11 protein-coding genes are annotated in these 17,755 nt (G+C 56.5%); 10 read left to right on the top strand and 1 reads right to left on the bottom strand.

Annotated features, from left to right (window positions below):
* The first annotated feature begins 50 nt into the window (after window positions 1-50).
* The 9 genes from adk (at window position 51) to ABRZ26_RS06895 (ending at window position 13,697) form a co-directional block, all read left to right on the top strand.
* Window positions 51-695, top strand: a complete 645-nt coding sequence (gene adk, locus ABRZ26_RS06935; protein ID WP_319603524.1) for an adenylate kinase — start codon at window positions 51-53, stop codon at window positions 693-695.
* 279 nt (window positions 696-974) lie between these two features.
* Entirely contained in the window at window positions 975-1,937 is a 963-nt protein-coding gene (hemH, locus tag ABRZ26_RS06930) for a ferrochelatase (protein WP_319603523.1), read from the top strand.
* A gap of 433 nt (window positions 1,938-2,370) precedes the next feature.
* Window positions 2,371-2,847, top strand: coding sequence for a cellulose biosynthesis protein BcsO (gene bcsO, locus ABRZ26_RS06925; protein ID WP_319603522.1), 477 nt, complete (start codon window positions 2,371-2,373; stop codon window positions 2,845-2,847).
* Complete coding sequence (gene bcsQ, locus ABRZ26_RS06920; protein WP_319603521.1) at window positions 2,838-3,641, top strand: cellulose biosynthesis protein BcsQ; 804 nt, start codon at window positions 2,838-2,840, stop codon at window positions 3,639-3,641. Before bcsO ends, bcsQ begins: the two co-directional genes overlap by 10 nt.
* Window positions 3,642-3,665: 24 nt before the next feature.
* Window positions 3,666-5,777: a UDP-forming cellulose synthase catalytic subunit gene (gene bcsA / locus ABRZ26_RS06915; RefSeq protein WP_319603520.1), complete on the top strand. Its 2,112-nt coding sequence runs from the start codon at window positions 3,666-3,668 to the stop codon at window positions 5,775-5,777.
* Window positions 5,774-8,155, top strand: coding sequence for a cellulose biosynthesis cyclic di-GMP-binding regulatory protein BcsB (gene bcsB, locus ABRZ26_RS06910; RefSeq protein ID WP_319603519.1), 2,382 nt, complete (start codon window positions 5,774-5,776; stop codon window positions 8,153-8,155). Before bcsA ends, bcsB begins: the two co-directional genes overlap by 4 nt.
* A gap of 27 nt (window positions 8,156-8,182) precedes the next feature.
* Entirely contained in the window at window positions 8,183-12,181 is a 3,999-nt protein-coding gene (locus ABRZ26_RS06905; RefSeq protein ID WP_413556163.1) for a cellulose biosynthesis protein BcsC, read from the top strand.
* Window positions 12,182-12,183: 2 nt separating this feature from the next.
* A complete protein-coding gene (gene bcsD, locus ABRZ26_RS06900) occupies window positions 12,184-12,678 on the top strand; it encodes a cellulose biosynthesis protein BcsD (RefSeq protein WP_319603517.1) in 495 nt (164 codons plus the stop codon).
* Window positions 12,679-12,695: 17 nt separating this feature from the next.
* Complete coding sequence (locus tag ABRZ26_RS06895) at window positions 12,696-13,697, top strand: family 8 glycosyl hydrolase (protein ID WP_319603516.1); 1,002 nt, start codon at window positions 12,696-12,698, stop codon at window positions 13,695-13,697.
* Window positions 13,698-13,755: 58 nt separating this feature from the next.
* Here ABRZ26_RS06895 and ybaL read toward each other — a convergent pair whose 3' ends face one another.
* The gene (gene ybaL / locus ABRZ26_RS06890; RefSeq protein ID WP_319603515.1) at window positions 13,756-15,441 is read right to left on the bottom strand and encodes a YbaL family putative K(+) efflux transporter; all 1,686 of its coding nucleotides are present in this window, start codon (window positions 15,439-15,441) and stop codon (window positions 13,756-13,758) included.
* A gap of 522 nt (window positions 15,442-15,963) precedes the next feature.
* Between ybaL and ushA the strand changes: the two genes are divergently transcribed.
* Window positions 15,964-17,616, top strand: coding sequence for a bifunctional UDP-sugar hydrolase/5'-nucleotidase UshA (gene ushA / locus ABRZ26_RS06885; RefSeq protein WP_319603514.1), 1,653 nt, complete (start codon window positions 15,964-15,966; stop codon window positions 17,614-17,616).
* Window positions 17,617-17,755 lie beyond the last annotated feature (139 nt).

The raw sequence follows: 17,755 nt of genomic DNA, 5'->3' as shown, positions 1-17,755 counted from the left end.
GCGCTTTCAAATTTATTTTATAAATACTCTATAGCAAGGGGATTTACGCAATGCGTATTATTCTGCTGGGCGCTCCGGGCGCAGGCAAGGGGACTCAAGCTCAATTCATCATGGAAAAATACGGTATTCCGCAGATTTCCACCGGCGACATGCTGCGTGCGGCGGTAAAAGCCGGTACTGAATTGGGAAAACAGGCTAAAGAAATCATGGATGCCGGTAAACTGGTCACCGATGAACTGGTTATCGCTTTGGTAAAAGAGCGTATCACCCAGGAAGACTGCCGCAACGGTTTCCTGCTGGATGGTTTTCCGCGCACGATTCCCCAGGCTGACGCCATGAAAGAAGCCGGCATCAATGTGGATTATGTTATCGAGTTTGCGGTGCCTGATGAGCTGATCGTCGATCGTATCGTCGGCCGTCGCGTGCATCCGGCTTCCGGCCGCGTCTATCATGTGAAATTCAATCCGCCGCAGGTCGCGGACAAAGACGATGTGACCGGTGAAGATTTGGTTACCCGTAAGGACGATCAGGAAGAAACGGTGCGTAAACGTCTGGTGGAATACCATCAGCAGACCGCGCCGCTGGTCTCCTACTACCAGAAAGAAGCGGACGCCGGCAGTACTCGCTACGTTAAAGTCGACGGAACGCGCAAGGTTGCGGAAATTCGTGCCGAGTTGGAAACGATTCTGGGTTAATTTCTCCAGCCGCGTGTGCCAGCGAGTATTGTCGGGATATTTTACGGCAATACTCGCTGATACTTTATCTATATAAATCAATTTATTATCTTGCGTTTAAACTTCAATCTCCGCCATTTTTCCGCTCTGTTCGTCAGAATGTTCGCTTTCTCCTATTAATAATATCGATTTCAACGTCGTTATCTTTCAATCGTTGCCGGACGTTTTTCGCTACAATAGAAAACCTAATGGTACAGATAGGCGCGGGATAACCGGCTTGTCCACAAGAGGAAAGCAGTGATGACGCAAGAGAAGTATGGTGTGTTGATGGTGAATCTTGGTACGCCCGATGCACCCACCCCGCGAGCGGTGAAACGCTATCTGGCCGAGTTTCTCAGCGATCGGCGCGTGGTGGATACCTCTCGCTTGCTGTGGTGGCCGCTGTTGCGTGGCGTGATTCTGCCTCTGCGCGCGCCGCGTGTGGCAAAACTATATCAATCCATCTGGATGGATGGCGGTTCGCCGTTGCTGGTTATCAGTCGCCGTCAGCAACAGGCGCTGGCAAGCCGTATGCCCGGTATTCCGGTGGAGCTGGGGATGAGCTATGGATCTCCCAGCCTGGGTTCGGCGCTGGACAAGCTGTTGGCGCAGGGCGTCACGCAGCTGGCGGTGTTGCCGATGTATCCCCAATATTCCTGTTCCACCACGGCTTCCGTCTGGGATGGGCTGGCCAGAGCGTTGCGCCGTTATCGTCAACTGCCCGCCATTCGTTTTATTCGCGATTATGCCGAACATCCGGCCTATATCGCTGCGTTGAAAGTCCGGGTGGAGCAGTCATTCGCCGAGCATGGCGAGCCAGATCGGTTGGTGCTCTCTTTTCACGGCATTCCGGTACGGTATGCCAGCGAAGGCGATGATTATCCGCAGCGCTGTATGGCGACGAGCAGAGCGCTGATTACGGCCCTGGGATTACCGAAAGAAAAGGTGCTGGTGACCTTCCAGTCGCGTTTTGGCCGCGAGCCGTGGCTGACGCCCTATACGGATGAAACGCTGAAAGGTTTGCCGGGGCAGGGCGTGAAGCATATTCAGATTATGTGTCCCGGTTTTGCCGCGGATTGTCTGGAAACGCTGGAGGAAATTCAGGAGCAGAATCAGGCGATCTTCCGGCATGCGGGGGGGGAAACTTATACCTATATTCCGGCATTAAATGACGATCCCTTGCATATTGATCTGCTGAGACAATTGGTTGAGAAAGTAAAATAAGCGGTCAAAGAGAGGAATATTAGCGTTTGATGGCAGGATATTATTTCGGATAGCGATTTCCGCTTTTCTTCATTTCTTATTGCACAGGCTTCCCGTCTCTCCCGCCCAGGCCTCTCAAGGGGGCCGCCAGCGGCATTTTTATCAAGCGAAAATATGGCGACGAGGTTTTTACCAGCAGACTTCGCGTCATGTTTTCCTGATGATCATTGATCGATATTAAGAAGAAACCGATTTTGATGATCAAAAAAACCTGTTATTGACTATGCTTATATTCGGTGAATTTCAGGATGCAGGCGACCGGCAGGCGACCTTTTGATTTATATTTTTTGTCAGGGCTGAAAAAATATAAAATCAGGAAAATATAAAGGCCTGGCATATCCTCTCCATACATACGGCATTAGTGATAATTTATATATGCTTATTTGGATGGTATATGAATAAATATGACGATATTAAGCAGTTCAAAGAAAAGCTGGGTTTGGAACATATTGATTATAAAGACACATCGGAAAATAATGTACATCTGCCGTCGCAAGAGTGGGCGATTCTAAAACAGGTCGCCGGTGAGAATGGCAACGCCGCCGATAATGCGGCGCCGCCGGGAAAAGGCCGCCTCCCGGCGAGCCCGGTGCCGGTGAGTAAAGAAGAATTTCGTTCGCCCTCCCTGCTGCAAGCGGTCAGCCGGCAACTCCCCGCCGGCCGGGAATCGACCACCGACCGTGCAACGGGGACGCCGCAGCCCGAAACGGTCTCAACATCGGCAAGCGCCGACCCTGCCCCTGACTACCCTGATGACCAGCCGCGTTTTCGGCGCTTGTTCAGACATAAAAATGTTTCCGTTGAGGACAATGACAAACGACGCAATACGCCGCTTAAACCACTGTTAGAGAGCATTGCCTTATGCCGTTAGTTTGCGTGTGCTCTCCCAAAGGGGGCGTAGGGAAAACCACGGTCGCCGCCAATCTGGCATGGACGCTGGCCAGCAGCGGACTCAAAGTCCTGGCCGTGGATTTCGACGTACAGAACGCCCTGCGTCTGCATTTCGGCGTGCCGATTTCGGACGGCCGCGGATATGTGGCGCAGGCCGCCTCGGTTTCCGACTGGGGACAGTTTATCCTGAAAGCGCATTCCAACCTGTTCGTTTTGCCCTATGGAGAAACCACGCAAGAACAGCGGACGGTCTTTGAACAGGCGATTGGCAGCGACGAACATTTTATCCAACGCGGTTTAAACAGCGTGTTGAACTACCCCGATATGGTGGTGATCGCCGATTTTCCTCCCGGCCCGACGCCGGCGCTGAAAGCGACCCGCGAACTGGCCGATATGCACATCGTGGTCATGCTGGCGGATACCGCCTCGCTCTCTTTACTGCCGCAAATGGAGAACCATCAGTTCCTCGGTTCGCCCCTCAATACCAAAGAGCGGGAATATTACATCGTGAACCAGAGCGATATGCGTCGCCCGCTCAATCGCGATGTCACCCTGTTTTTCGAACAGCGGCTGGGCGACAAATTGCTTGGCGCTATTCATCGCGATGAATGCGTACTGGAAGCCAATGCGTCGCAGCAATCCATTCACCAATTTAGTCCGGTATCCGCCGCCGCTTTCGATATTGATCTGATTAGCAAGAAAGTCGCGGCTATTCTGGACGTTAATGTCGGGGGTGGGGAATTCTATTCTGCGCCACAACACAGCCTTTACTAATCATTTTATCAGGCAAGCCAAAAAATGAATAAGTTCCTTTTTTCATTGCTGATACTGCTGCTGTCGCCGCTTATTCTGGTTATCGTCATCACGCCAATGGATAGCGATAAACAGTTTCTTTTCGGTTTGATCTCTATGCTCGCCGTCTTTTTACTTGGGCGAACGCGCAGCCGAAAAACCACCATCATTATCATGGTGATGTGTTTTTTAATGTCTTCGCGTTATCTCTACTGGCGCGCCACCGAGACGCTTTATTTCAACTCCGCGGTCGAAACGGTTCTGGGCATCGGGCTATTTCTCGCCGAGCTCTATGCCTGGATCATGATGCTGCTCAGCTACATACAAACCAGCTGGCCTTTGCAGCGCACTATCGAACCGCTGCCGAAGAACGTCAGCCTGTGGCCGACGGTCGATGTGTATATCCCCACCTACAATGAGAGCCTGAGCGTGGTGCGCGATACGGTGCTGGCCGCTCAATGTATTGATTACCCGAAGGATAAAATCAAGGTCTATCTGCTGGACGACGGCAAACGCAGCGAGTTCGCGGTATTCGCCGCCGACGCCGGCGTCGGCTACATTACCCGCAACGATAACAAACATGCCAAAGCGGGTAACCTGAATCACGCCATGACGCTGACCCAGGGCGAATTGATCTGTATTTTCGACTGCGACCACGTGGCGACCCGCGCGTTTCTACAGGCGACGGTCGGCGCTTTTCTGACCGATCCGAAACTGGCGTTGATTCAGACGCCGCACTATTTCTACTCGCCCGATCCGTTTGAGCGCAATCTATCCGTCGCCCGCCACGTTCCCGGTGAAAACGATCTGTTCTATGGCCCGATTCAGCAGGGCAATGATAACTGGGACGCCACTTCATTCAGCGGCTCGTGCGCGGTCATTCGCCGCAGCGCGCTGGAAGAAATCGGCGGATTCGCCGTCGAAACGGTCACCGAAGATGCCCACACGTCGCTAAAACTACAGCGGCGCGGCTGGCACGCCGCGTTTCTGGCCATTCCGCTCGCCGCCGGGCTGGCGACGGAGCGCCTGGCGCTGCATATCATTCAACGCACCCGCTGGGCGCGCGGCATGACGCAAATCTTCCGGCTGGACAATCCGCTGCTGGGACGCGGATTGAAATGGCAGCAGCGCATCTGTTATCTCAACTCGATGCTCTATTTTCTGTACGGTTTGCCGAGGCTGGTGTTCGTTACCGCTCCGCTGGCCTATCTGCTGTTTAACCAGAATATTATCGCTTCATCCGCGTCGATGATTTTCGCCTATGTTCTGCCGCATCTGGCGTTATCGATCTACGCCAATTCGCGCATCAATGGGCGCCATCGTTACTCGTTCTGGGGTGAAATATACGACACGGTGATTATGTTCCATATCATCATCCCGACGCTGGTTACGCTGTTTTCCCCCAAACGCGGCAAATTCAACGTCACCGATAAAGGGCGGCTGCTGGAAGAGGGCTACTTCGACTTCAATATCGTCCGGCCGCACATTATCGTCACCATCTTGTTGATTCTGGGGATTTGCTGGGGCAGCGTCCGCACGCTGACGGACCATTATATCGGCATGAATCCTCAGGTTATTTTTCTCAACGTATTCTGGGCCGGTTTCAATGTGCTGATCCTGTTGGCCGCGATCGCCGTTGCGCGCGAAACCCGCCAGGTGCGGCAGACCATCCGTATCGATGCCCAAATCCCGGCCATTATTCATTTCGCCAGCGGCATCTCGCTGCGCACGCGCACGCTGGACCTTTCCATGGGCGGCGTGCAATTGGCGACGCCGGACGGACGCTATAAGCACGACGTCATTGAAGAGGTCGAGCTGCTGCTACAGGCCGGCGCCGTCTGTATCCCGGTGCAGGTCATCGACGCGAGTGACGAGATCCTGCGGCTGGAATTTGAGGATATGCCGCTGTCGAAACGGCGGGAGCTGGTGCGCGTGGTGTTGACCCGCGCCGATGCCTGGCTTAATCCCCCTTATCCGCCGGATAACCCGTTCAAATCGCTGGCGGGGATTATTCGCTGCGTGCTGGCGCTATTTTGGTACGCGCTGCGCGGCAACAAACATCCCAAGACGTTGGCCGGCCAGGCGGCGAAAAGCGACGTACCGGGTGATGCGGTATGATGGGGTATCGGTCGCTATTCGCCTTACGCCGCGTATTGTTCGCCACGGCGCTGTTGCCGGCGTTGACGTTGGCGGCTTTGCCGCCTGATTTTCCGCCGTTGCCGCCGTTTGACTACTCTCCGGCCGGTTCGCCAACGGACGGCGCGCCGGAAAACGCCGATTCGGCCGCGCCGCCGCGCTTGCCGATCGCGCCGGGCAGCGAGCGCGCAAGCGAACAGTTAAGCCAGATTGATAACTACACCATCAGCGTGGCCGATATGGGTCAACGCGACGGACTGACCCTGAGCGGCGGGCAGATGCAGTCCGGGGTCCGCTTCACCTTGCCTTACGGTCAGGTGGTAACCCAGGCGAAACTCTACCTGGCGTTCAGGGCCTCTTCCACGCTGGCGGAGGAGGGCGATCGGTTGTCGCTGATGCTCAACGGCCAACCGCTGGGCGACATCCCGCTGGCGGAATCTTCGTTAACGGCGAATACCTACGAACTGGATATTCCGGCGGCGCTGGTGGTCAGCAATAACAATCTCAGCTTCAGCATTTATCGGCAGAACGATTTGCTCTGTGAAAACAGCGACGACAATCGTCGCCAGGTCAGCATTCTGCCGGAAACCCGTATCGAGATGGTTAACCAGCGGCTGAATATCGATAAGGATCTGGGGTATTTCCCGCGCCCGTTCTTCGATCTGATGGTGATGGGCAAAAGCGCCGTTCCGGTGGTGTTCGGCAGCGACCCTTCCGCGCCGACGATTACCGCGGCGACGATCGTCGCTTCTTATCTCGGCATCCGCGCCAACTATCGCGATATCTACTTCCCGGTTTATCAGGATACGTTGCCGGAAAATAACGCCATCATCTTCGCCATGCCGGGGGAAAAAGTTGCCGGCATGACCATACCGGCCGGCGACGGACCGGCGATCGAGATAATCGATAACCCGCTTAACCCGATATATAAGCTTCTGCTGGTTACCGGACGCAACGAGGAAGAACTGCGGCAGGCGGCTTACCGGTTGACCAGCGCGCCGCTGCCCGCCGGGCAGGATCGCCTGCTGGTGCAAAGCCAGGCCATCCCGCCGCGCCGGCCCTACGACGCGCCGCGCTGGATCAATACCGATCGGCCCGTCACCTTTCGCGAGCTGGTCAGCCGGCCGGACGATCTGATCGCCGAGGGGATATACCATGACAGCATTCACATCAATTTCCGCGCCGCGCCCGATCTGTTTATGTGGGACGGACAAAATATTCCGGTGCGCATCAATTACCGTTTCCCTACCGAAAGCTGGATCGACGAAGATTCATCGCTGCTGAACGTTTCGCTGAACGGCACTTTTTTGCACAATCTGCCGGTCAATAAAATCGGCCTGCTGGAGTCGGCCTGGCGCCGGTTGGGCGGCGATATCCGGCAGGAAAGTTACCGGCTGGAACTGGCGCCGTACCTGATTTATGGCGACAACCAGATGGAGCTGTACCATAGCATCAAGCCGAAACCCGGCACGCCTTGTGCAATGCTGCGCAGCGATAACATTAAAAGCACGATAGACGGCAATTCCTCGATAGATCTGAGCGCTTCCCACCATTTCTCCATGTTGCCCAACCTGTCGTACTACGTCGGGGCGGCTTTTCCATTCAGCAAAATGGCCGATTTTTCCCGCACCTGGATCGTGTTGGCTGAGAAACCGGCTACGGCGGAGATCGGCACGTTGCTTAATTTAGCCGCGCGCGCGGGCAATGCCACCGGCGTGCCGCTCAGCCGCGCACGGGTCGGCCTGGGATTGACCAATGTGTCCGCGCTGGCCGATAGCGATGTGCTGATCGTCGCCTCATTAGCCCAGACGGCGCTGATGCGCCAACTACTGCACAGTTCCCCCTATCATATTGATAACGAAAGGCTCTCCCTGAAAACGCCCTCAGTCGGGGACAGATTCCGGCGCTATGTATCCGGCCAGTGGTCGCAGCAATATCTGGCCGCCGATCGTTATTTGTCTTCGATCGGCGCCTGGCGCGGTTTTCTTAGTTTTCCTTCCCCCTGGGCGGAGAATCGTCTGGCGGTGGTGGTTACCGGCAGCAGCGATGAGCAGATCGAACGGCTCGATAACGATTTGAATGCGAAAAATATCAACGCCGGTATCCGCGGAGATATGGCCGTGATCACCTCCGACGGCGGCGTGAAGAGTTTCAACGTCAGTCCGCGCTACCCTGACGGGCAGATGCCCTGGTATCTCATGATTATCTGGTATGCCAATCAGCATGTGCTGCTGCTGTCATTGCTGGCCGTATTGCTCTCTGTGGCGCTTGGCATCCCGTTGTACCGACTGCTGAGCCGTCATGCGCAACAGCGCCTTGCCCGGCCAAATCAAAACAATAAGCCAGACCGGCCTGTTTAATCAGCCTACGCTCAGGTAATCGCAATGATGAAAGTAAAACGAAAAATGAGGTGGAAAACGCGCTATCTGACGGTGGCGAGCCTGTTGATGCTGCCGATCGCGGCCGCGGCGGAGAACTCTCCGGCGATTAAGGCATTGCTGGATCAGGCTGCGTACTGGCATGAAAAGGCGCACAGCGATCTGACCAATGAGGCGTTAAACAAGATACTGGAAGTCGAGCCGAATAACGTCGATGCGTTGTACCTGTTGGCTTTATATGCGCAGCAAAACGGCGACGCCGCCGCCGCGCAGTCCTGGCGTCAGAAGCTCGCCGCCTCGTCGCCGGGCGATAGCCGGCTGGACGAGTTGGATAAGGCGCGCGCCTTGACGTCGGTGCCGCCCGCGCAATTGGCCAGAGCCCGCCAACTGGCGGCGCAGGGTAATTTTGCCCGTGCTATTGAAAGCTATCGCGCCCTGTTTAAAGGGGAGCGGCCGCTGGATAGTCTGGCGGTCGAATATTATCAGACGATGGCCGGCCTGCCGGCGTTGCGTCCGGAGGCCGTCAGCGGTCTGCAACGCCGGCTGACCACGCATCCCGGCGACGCTTCGGCCCAGCTTGCGCTGGCGCGTATTCTGACTTACGACGAAACGACCCGGCGCGTCGGGGTTGACCGTTTAGCCGCGCTGGCGGCGCAGAACGTCTCCGGAGCCGATCCCGCGTTGAAGCAAGCCCTGCTGTGGATGACGCCGCAGTCCGGCGATGAAGCCCTTTATCGCGATTATCAGCGGCGCAATCCCGCCGACCAGGAGGTTCTGGCGCATTATGAGAGCAATTTGGCGGGCATCGGCCTTGGTCAAGGGTACGCCGCATTGCAGCGTGGCGATCTGAACACGGCGAAAAGCCAGTTCGAGACGCTGCTGGCGCAGAAGCCGCAGGATGCCGATGCGTTGGCCGGACTGGGCTATATCGCACTACGTAACGAAGATTTCATCGGGGCGGAGAATTACCTCAACCAGGCGATCAACATCGGCGGACCGAACCGCGAACGCTGGGAGGCGCTGGCGCAGGACGCGCGTTTTTATGCCGAGCTCAACAAGGCGAAACAGACCGCGGCCAGCGGCGCGTTGGATGAGGCGCTGGCGCTGAGCGCGCCTCTCAGCCGGCAAAGCGGCGAACGCGGCATCGCCGCCCAGCTATTTCGGGCCGATCTGCTGCGACGCAAGGGCGATGCGACCGCGGCTGAACAGGCCTATCGCAATATTCTTGCCGGCGCGTCGGAGAACAACGATGCGCGTCTCGGTTTGTATTACAGCTTGCAGGCGCAGCAGAAAACGACCGAGGCGCAGCAGGTGCTGCAAAGCCTGCCCGCCAGTCTGCGGCCGCAGAGCGCCGGAGGCGTCGCCAGCGTCGAACCGCTGCGGCGCGACGCGGCGCTGGCGCTGCAAGCCGGCAACGTCGAACGCGCGCTGGCGCTGCTGCGACAGGCGCAGCAAAGGCAGCCCGGGAACGCCTGGGTGCGGCTGGATATGGCCCGCATTCTGCAACAGCAGGGCAACGACGCGCAGGCCGAGGCGATTATCTCGCCGCTCGCGCAGCCGGGCGCCGCCAGCGAAAACCTGTACGTGGCCGCGCTGTTTGCCGCCGATAATGAACGCTGGGCGGAATCCGATGCGCTGATGGCGCGCATCGCGCCCGCCCGACGAACCAGAGAAATGACCGCGTTGGCCAGACGCGCGCAGTTCAATCAGAACATCGCCCAGGCGCGCGGTTATTTGCAGCAGGGCAACCGAGCGGCCGCCGCCATGCTGCTGAATGAGCTGGCGAAAACGCCGCCTGATGCGCCGGCGAGCCTCGGCAATCTGGCTTTGGCGCTGCAACAGGCCGGCGATAACGCCAATGCGGTACGTCTGGTGCGGCAAAATATGCAGAAGGGCGCGCAGGGCAACGCCGGCGATTATGCCGACCAGATCAACGTCCTGAATCAGGCCGGTCTGACGGAGGAGGCTAACGCCTGGCTGAACAATCCCGCCATCCAGAGCCGCAGCTCGCCGGTGGATATCAGCCGATTGCGTACCGGCTCAATAATCAACGAGGCGGATACGCTGCGCGAGCAGGGACAATATGCTCTTGCGTACGATAAATTGATTGTCGCTCTCCAGCAGGATCCGCAAAACGATGATCTCATGCTGGCGATGGGGCGGTTATATCAGTCCGGTAAAATGAATCGGGAGGCCGGTCAGGTCTACGATTATCTGTTGCAGCGCGACGCGCAAAATCAGCAAGCGCGGGAAGGCGCGGTGAATGTCGCGCTGGCCAATAGCGATGTCGCGCGCGCGAAAACCCTGATGGCCGGCATGAGCGGGCCGCGCACGCCGGAACGCCTGCTGCTGGCGGCGCGCGTGGCGCAGGCGGAAGGCGATCGTCAGCAGGCGCTGGCGTTGCTGCGTTCGGCCAAAGGGAAGATGATGGGGTTGCAGGGCGCCGACGGCAACGCGACCATCGCCGGGTTGCCGATCACCGACAACCCGTTTATCAACCGGCAGACCCGTACCAGCCGTAGTCCGTCGGCCTATGGCATGGTGCTGCCCTGGCAACTCTCTCCGCGCCAGGCGGATAATCGTTACGATCTGAATAGCGGTACCGGACAGGTCGCGGCCAGTCGCGCGGAGAACTCGACGCTGAGTCAGGTCGATCGCCTGCTGGATGAGGTGCAGGGACAGGAAGCCAACTGGGCGCAGGGAAATGTCAGCGTGCGCGGACGCGACGGGGAAAGCGGACTGAGCGAACTGACGGAAGCGAAAGCGCCGCTTAGCCTGTCCGGCGTGCCTTTCGATACCTCGCGTCTGAGTTTTACCGTCACGCCGGTGACGCTGAATGCCGGCACGCCGACCGGCACCGCCAGCAATCGTTTCGGTACCGGCGCGCTACAGCAAGCGCAACTGGCGCAAGCGGCAACCGCCGCCTCCGCGCAGGCGGCGACGGAATCGGCGCAGGCCGCCGTCGCCGCGGATACCCACTACCAGACGCTAAAGAGCAATCAGGATTCGATTTGCGCGGCCAACTCCACATCCGCCGAGTGTGTGGCGGCGACAAGCGCGGCGAGTGAGGCCTATATCGCTAAACAGCTGGCCGACAGCAATGTCACCACGGCGCAAACGTTCGGCCCCAACGATTTCAACGCCGCCTCGCCCGGATCGCAAAAAGCCAACGGCGTTGAGTTGAATCTGGCGCTGGCCGGCGACGGTTATAAAGCGGACATCGGCACTACGCCGCTGGGTCAGGATCTCAGCTCGCTGGTGGGCGGCGTGCAATGGTCGCCGAAACTGAGCGACTACACTACGCTTACCCTGAACGCCGAGCGGCGGCCGGTGACCGATAGCCTGCTGTCGTATGTCGGCGTGCGCGACAGGTTCGAAGGCAAAAAGTGGGGCGCGGTTACGCGCAACGGCGGCGGCGTCAACCTTAGCTACGACAACGGCGACGCCGGCTTTTACAGCGGACTGGGTTATTACAGCTACCTCGGCGATAACGTCGCCAGCAATAAGGGGCTGACCACCTCATCGGGCGTGTATATCCGCCCTTACCGCTATGACGATCGGGAACTGAAACTGGGCGTCAACGTCAGCTATATGGATTTTTCCAAAAACCTGAGCTATTTCAGCTATGGCCAGGGCGGCTACTTCAGCCCGCAGGATTACATCAGCGTATCGTTCCCGGTGGAATACAGCCAGCAGTACGATAGCTGGAGTTATAAACTCAGCGGCGCCGTCGGCTATCAGTCATACTCGCAAAAAGAGAGCGCCTACTTCCCGAATAATCCGGCCTGGCAGTCCGAACTGGAGTCGCTGGTGGCGGCGGGTTATGGCTCGGAAGCCTGGTATCCCGGTAAAAGTCAGAATGGGATTGGCTATAACCTGAAAGCCGAAGGAAACTATAAACTCAATAAAAACATGATAATAGGCGGGCAGGCCGGTTACGATACCTTCGGTGATTATTCCGAGAGTACGGCTTTGGTCTATTTCAGGTACTTACTGGATGGGAAATAACTATGCAAGCGTATGACCCCGTGGCGCATCAGCTTGAGTATTATCAGTACAGGCAGCAAAAGCCAGGCTGGCAGGATCTATTACAGGTTGTTTTTTCGGGTATTTTTTCTGATGCGGACGAGAACGACGCCCGCGATTTCCTGCGCCAGGCCGGTAAGCATCTGGCGCGTCGATACCCCCTGGCCGCCAGTCTGACGCTGGGCGAACTGGAAGATCGCATCAATCAGCGCCTGGCCGAATTTGACTGGGGATTTATCAGACTGGAGCCGGCGGAACGGCAAATAACGTTATTGCATCAGGCGTGGCCGGCGCGGCTGCCTTCGGAACAGCAGCAAAATGAAGAGCAAAGCTGGCGTCGCGCCTTCACCTGCGTACTGGAAGGCCTCTACGGCGAATGGATGCTGTCCCAGAGCGGACATCCCCATGTTGCGGTACGCAAACAATCGAGCGACGTCGCAGGGCAGACTTTGGTTTTTCTTTATAAAAGCGGTTTGTGAAGTCAGGAGAAATGGTCATGCCCATGCGATGGATGAAAGGGATTTCGTTATTACTGCTATGGAGTTTGCTATCCGGCGGCGCGCTGGCGCAGGATAGCGGCTGGGAGCAGTTTAAGCAGCGCTATATTTTGTCGGAAGGCCGGGTGGCGGATACCGGCAATCATAATATCAGCCATACTGAAGGGCAGGGGTTTACCCTGCTGCTGGCGGTGTTCAATGATGATCGGCTCGCTTTCGACAATCTGTGGCGTTGGACCAAAACCACGCTGTACCAGCCCGACACCGGTCTGTTCTCCTGGCGTTACGATCCGGCCGCGCAGCAGAAAGTCGGCGATAAAAACAACGCCTCCGATGGCGATACGCTCATTGCGTGGGCGTTGCTGCTGGCCGCGGATAAATGGCAAAAACCGGAATACCGCAGAGAATCGCGACAGATTCAGGCGGCGCTGATTAAACATACGGTGATCCCTTTTGCCGGCTATCAGATCATGTTGCCCGGTATGAACGGTTTTAATCACACCAGTTCCGTTATTCTCAATCCGTCCTATTTTCTGTTTCCGGCCTGGCAGGCCTTCTACCGCGACAGCCGCCTGAAAGTGTGGTCTGACCTACAGCGGGACGGGTTGCGCCTGTTGAACCAGATGACCTTCGGTCAGCCGCCGTTGCCCGCCGACTGGGTTACGCTGAGCATCGACGGCAAGGTGATGCCGGCCGCCGGCTGGCCGCCTCGTTTCAGCTTCGATGCGGTGCGCATCCCACTCTATCTGCGCTGGGCGCGCGCCGATGAGCGCGCGCTGGCGCCGTTTCGTGTGTATTGGCAGCGTTTCACGCGCGAAAAGACGCCGGCATGGGTTAACGTCGTCAGCGGCGAACAGGCGGAATATCCGCTTCCCGGCGGGATGATGGCGATTCGCGATATCACGCTGGGGCAGGATGGTCTGGTCAGCGACCGGTTGCTGCCGGAAGAGGATTACTATTCGGCCAGCCTGCATCTGCTGGCCTGGTGGGCAATGCGCTAGCCGGCATACCGGCGGCTTAGCAAGTAGAGGGCGGGTTTGACGGCCCGCCCTGCGAAGATCAGATCGGACACTCCTGCGGCGTTGCCGGTATTTCTTCGAGCTTGAGCAGGGTAATCATGCTGTTGGCGATTTCCCGCTCGCCCATCACCACCTGATTGGCGCCGTGTTCGGTTATGTAGCTGACTTCATCATCATAATGAGCGCGGGCGATAATCTCTAAATCGGCGCGTTTCTCACGCGCCGCCGCGACGATTTCACCTGCTTCATAGCCGTTGGGGATCGTCAGCAAGAGCCAGCGTGCGCAGTCCAGTCGGGCGATTTCCATAATTTCCGGTTTCGCGGCATTGCCGAGCACCGCCTTGATGCCCTGTTCGCGCAACGCATCGACCCGCGCGCGCGAGTTTTCGATGACCACCACCGGGATGCCTGCCTGATGAAGTTTGGCGCCGATCAGGCTGCCGACCCGTCCGTAACCGACCAGCAGCGCGTGGTTGCACATATCGACGGGAATTTGTTTCTCTTCTTCGATCGCCTCTTCCACTATCTGTTCTTCAATGGTTTCATTTTTAGCCAGATAGCGTTCAAGGAGCGTGAAGAGCACCGGGTTGATCATGATGGAGAGGATCGCGCCCGCCAGCACCAGGCTGCGTCCTTCCTGGGACAGTAAGCCCAGGGCAATACCCAGACCGGCAAGAATAAAGGCAAACTCGCCGATTTGCGCCAGACTGGCCGAAATGGTTAACGCGGTGCGTTTGGAGTGGCCAAAAAGGCGCACCAGCATGAATGCGGCGGCCGATTTACCAAAGACGATGATCGCCAGCGTAACCAGTACCGCGATGGGTTCGTTAATCAGGATCATCGGGTCGAACAGCATGCCGACGGAAACGAAGAACAGAACCGCAAAGGCGTCGCGCAGCGGCAGCGTATCGTGCGCGGCCCGCTGGCTTAGCTCGGACTCATTCAGCACCACGCCGGCAAAGAACGCGCCCAACGCGAAAGAGACATCGAACAGTTTCACCGCGCCAAAGGCGATCCCCAGCGCCATGGCCAGCACGGCCAGCGTGAACAGCTCGCGGGAGCCGGTGCTGGCGCTCTTTGCCAGCACCCAGGGAACCAGGCGACGGCCGACGACGATCATCAATGTGATGAAAGCGATGACTTTACCGATGGTCCACGCCAGGTCGCGCAGCAATTTACTGGTATCGGCGTGTTCCGCGCTAATCATGTCGCCGAAGGCGGGCAGCAGCACCAGCGTCAGCACCATCGCCAGATCTTCGACGATAAGCCAGCCGATGGCGATTTGGCCGCGCTGGCTATCGATAAGCTGACGTTCTTCCAGCGCGCGCAACAGCACGACGGTACTGGCCGTGGAAAGGCAGAGACCGAATACCAGACCGTTCGGCAGGCTCCAGCCCAGCAGGGCGGACAGCCCGATGCCGAGCAGCGTCGCCACCGCGATCTGAGCGATGGCGCCGGGAATGGCGATCGATTTCACCGCCATGAGGTCTTTCAGCGAGAAGTGCAAACCCACACCAAACATCAACAGAATGACGCCGAGTTCCGCTAATTCAGGCGCCAGCGAGGTATCAGCGACAAATCCCGGCGTAAAAGGTCCGACAAGCACGCCGGCGACCAGATAACCAACAAGAGGAGAGATGCGCAGGCGGTTTGCCAGAATACCGAGAAGGAAGGCAAGCACGAGCCCTCCGGCGATTGTTGAAATTAGAGGTGTTGCAGCATGCATCCCGACTCCTTTTACCATGTATGAAACGTGAATGAGCGGACTTCTTACATAAATTCTATTGTATATGGAGAAATGTTGCTTGGGAAAAATAGGTATTTTGCTAAAAATGTTGGCTTATCAGCTTATTCTCATGATAACACAGATTTAATCATGGTTTCTTCAGATAGGCATTGATAAACATGCGTAATTATCAATAGGAAGCCTGCCTCTTAACGCGTATAGATCAGGGTTTCTCCGGTCGGTCAGTAAAAATACGCTATCAGCCGGCGGGAAACCGTAGAAAATAAGGAATAAAAGGGCTGATGACGGATTATTTGGATGAAGCATCCATATTATAAAAATTTCGTGACAGCAAGAAGACAGCCATAAGCAGACTGTTATGTGATCTTCATAAAGAAGTCTCTATTATTAACCTATGCCGTCAGGATGAAGGCTATTGTGTCAATGGCTTATCATTGCGCTTTACAAATTCGCTCAGGTAGAGTTTCTTTACGGGTATTTTTTAAGACACGGAGATTTTTTATGCGTTTTTCAACAAAAACACTGGGATGCGCTTTGGCGGTATCCCTGGTGTTGACGCCTTATGGCGCAATGGCCTGGGAAAAAGATAAAACCTATTCCATCACCATTCTTCATACTAACGATCATCACGGTCATTTCTGGCACAACGATCACGGCGAATATGGACTGGCGGCGCAAAAAACACTGGTTGATGAGATTCGTCAGGAAGTCGCCGGCAAGGGCGGCAGCCTGCTGTTGCTTTCCGGCGGGGATATTAATACCGGCGTTCCCGAATCCGATTTACAAGACGCCGAACCCGACTTCCGCGGCATGAGCATGGTGGGTTACGATGCGATGGCGTTGGGTAATCATGAGTTTGATAAACCGCTTTCCGTACTGCGACAGCAGGAAAAATGGGCGAATTTCCCGCTGCTTTCCGCCAATATTTATCAAAAGAGCACCAATCAACGCTTATTTAAGCCATATGCGTTATTTGATAAACAGGGGGTAAAAATCGCCGTTATCGGTTTGACCACCGATGACACCGTCAAATTAGGCAACCCTGAATATTTCACCGATATCGAGTTCCGCAAGCCGGCGACGGAAGTGACACAGGTGGTTGAAACGTTACGTAAAGACGAAAAACCCGATGTCATTATCGCGGCGACCCACATGGGACACTATGACGATGGTAATCACGGCTCCAATGCGCCCGGCGACGTAGAGATGGCGCGCAGCATTCCCGCCGGCTATTTGGATATGATCGTCGGCGGTCACTCGCAGGATCCGGTCTGCATGGCCGGCGAGAATAAAAAGCAGGTGGATTATGTGCCGGGTACGCCTTGCGCGCCGGATCGTCAGAATGGCGTCTGGATTGTGCAGGCTCATGAGTGGGGCAAATATGTCGGTCGCGCGGATTTCACCTTTCGCAACGGCGAGTTGAAACTGGAACATTATCAACTGATCCCGGTCAACCTGAAGAAGAAAGTCGAAACGGCGGATGGCAAAACCGAACGGGTGTTCTACACGCAGGAAATCCCGCAGGATTCGTCAATGCTGAAACTGCTGACGCCGTTCCAGGAAAAAGGACATGAGCAGCTTGACGTTAAAGTGGGCAGCGTCAAGGGCAATCTGGATGGCGATCGCAAGCAGGTTCGCTTCTTCCAGACCAATCTGGCCCGGTTATTGTTGACCGCTCAGCTTGAGCGCGCGAACGCCGACTTCGCTGTAATGAGCGGCGGCGGTATTCGTGATTCGATTGAGTCCGGCGATATTACCTATAAAGACGTGCTGAAAGTGCAGCCGTTCGCCAACACGCTGGTCTACGTCGATATGAAAGGCAGCGAAGTCGAGCAATATCTGGCCGTGGTGGCGAACAAAGTAGTGGATTCCGGCGCCTATGCGCAGTTCCTTAACGTCAGCCTGACGGCGGACGGCAAAGGCGTACGGGATGTTAAAATCAAAGGCGAGCCGTTGCAGGCGGATAAAGTCTATCGGATGTCCACGCTGAACTTTAACGCGATGGGCGGGGATGCCTATCCGCGTATTGATAGTTTCCCCAGCTATGTGAACACCGGCTTTATCGATGCGGATGTGCTGAAGCAGTATATTGCGAAAAACTCGCCGCTGGATGCGGCCGCCTATCAGCCCAAAGGCGAGATAGTTTATAAATAGCGGCAATCAGATACAGGCTGAGCCTTGCCCGGCCTGTATCCTTCCTCAGTCTGATAAAAGCCGGTTGCTGACGCGGTCAGACAGGCACAGCAGCCAGGCTATCGCAAAGATGACGGACGCGAAAATGATTGCGGCATGC

Origin of the sequence: Brenneria sp. L4-2C (assembly GCF_040240335.1) — a bacterium.
Taxonomy (GTDB): domain Bacteria; phylum Pseudomonadota; class Gammaproteobacteria; order Enterobacterales; family Enterobacteriaceae; genus Brenneria.
This window is presented reverse-complemented; position numbering and strand designations above follow the sequence as displayed.

What these genes read in the sequence shown, in the direction of transcription:
- adk (WP_319603524.1), top strand. Translation starts at nt 51, where the DNA reads ATGCGTATTATTCTGCTGGGCGCTCCGGGCGCAGGCAAGGGGACTCAA.
- hemH (WP_319603523.1), top strand. Translation starts at nt 975, where the DNA reads ATGACGCAAGAGAAGTATGGTGTGTTGATGGTGAATCTTGGTACGCCC.
- bcsO (WP_319603522.1), top strand. Translation starts at nt 2,371, where the DNA reads ATGAATAAATATGACGATATTAAGCAGTTCAAAGAAAAGCTGGGTTTG.
- bcsQ (WP_319603521.1), top strand. Translation starts at nt 2,838, where the DNA reads ATGCCGTTAGTTTGCGTGTGCTCTCCCAAAGGGGGCGTAGGGAAAACC.
- bcsA (WP_319603520.1), top strand. Translation starts at nt 3,666, where the DNA reads ATGAATAAGTTCCTTTTTTCATTGCTGATACTGCTGCTGTCGCCGCTT.
- bcsB (WP_319603519.1), top strand. Translation starts at nt 5,774, where the DNA reads ATGATGGGGTATCGGTCGCTATTCGCCTTACGCCGCGTATTGTTCGCC.
- ABRZ26_RS06905 (WP_413556163.1), top strand. Translation starts at nt 8,183, where the DNA reads ATGAAAGTAAAACGAAAAATGAGGTGGAAAACGCGCTATCTGACGGTG.
- bcsD (WP_319603517.1), top strand. Translation starts at nt 12,184, where the DNA reads ATGCAAGCGTATGACCCCGTGGCGCATCAGCTTGAGTATTATCAGTAC.
- ABRZ26_RS06895 (WP_319603516.1), top strand. Translation starts at nt 12,696, where the DNA reads ATGCCCATGCGATGGATGAAAGGGATTTCGTTATTACTGCTATGGAGT.
- ybaL (WP_319603515.1), bottom strand. Translation starts at nt 15,441, where the DNA reads ATGCATGCTGCAACACCTCTAATTTCAACAATCGCCGGAGGGCTCGTG.
- ushA (WP_319603514.1), top strand. Translation starts at nt 15,964, where the DNA reads ATGCGTTTTTCAACAAAAACACTGGGATGCGCTTTGGCGGTATCCCTG.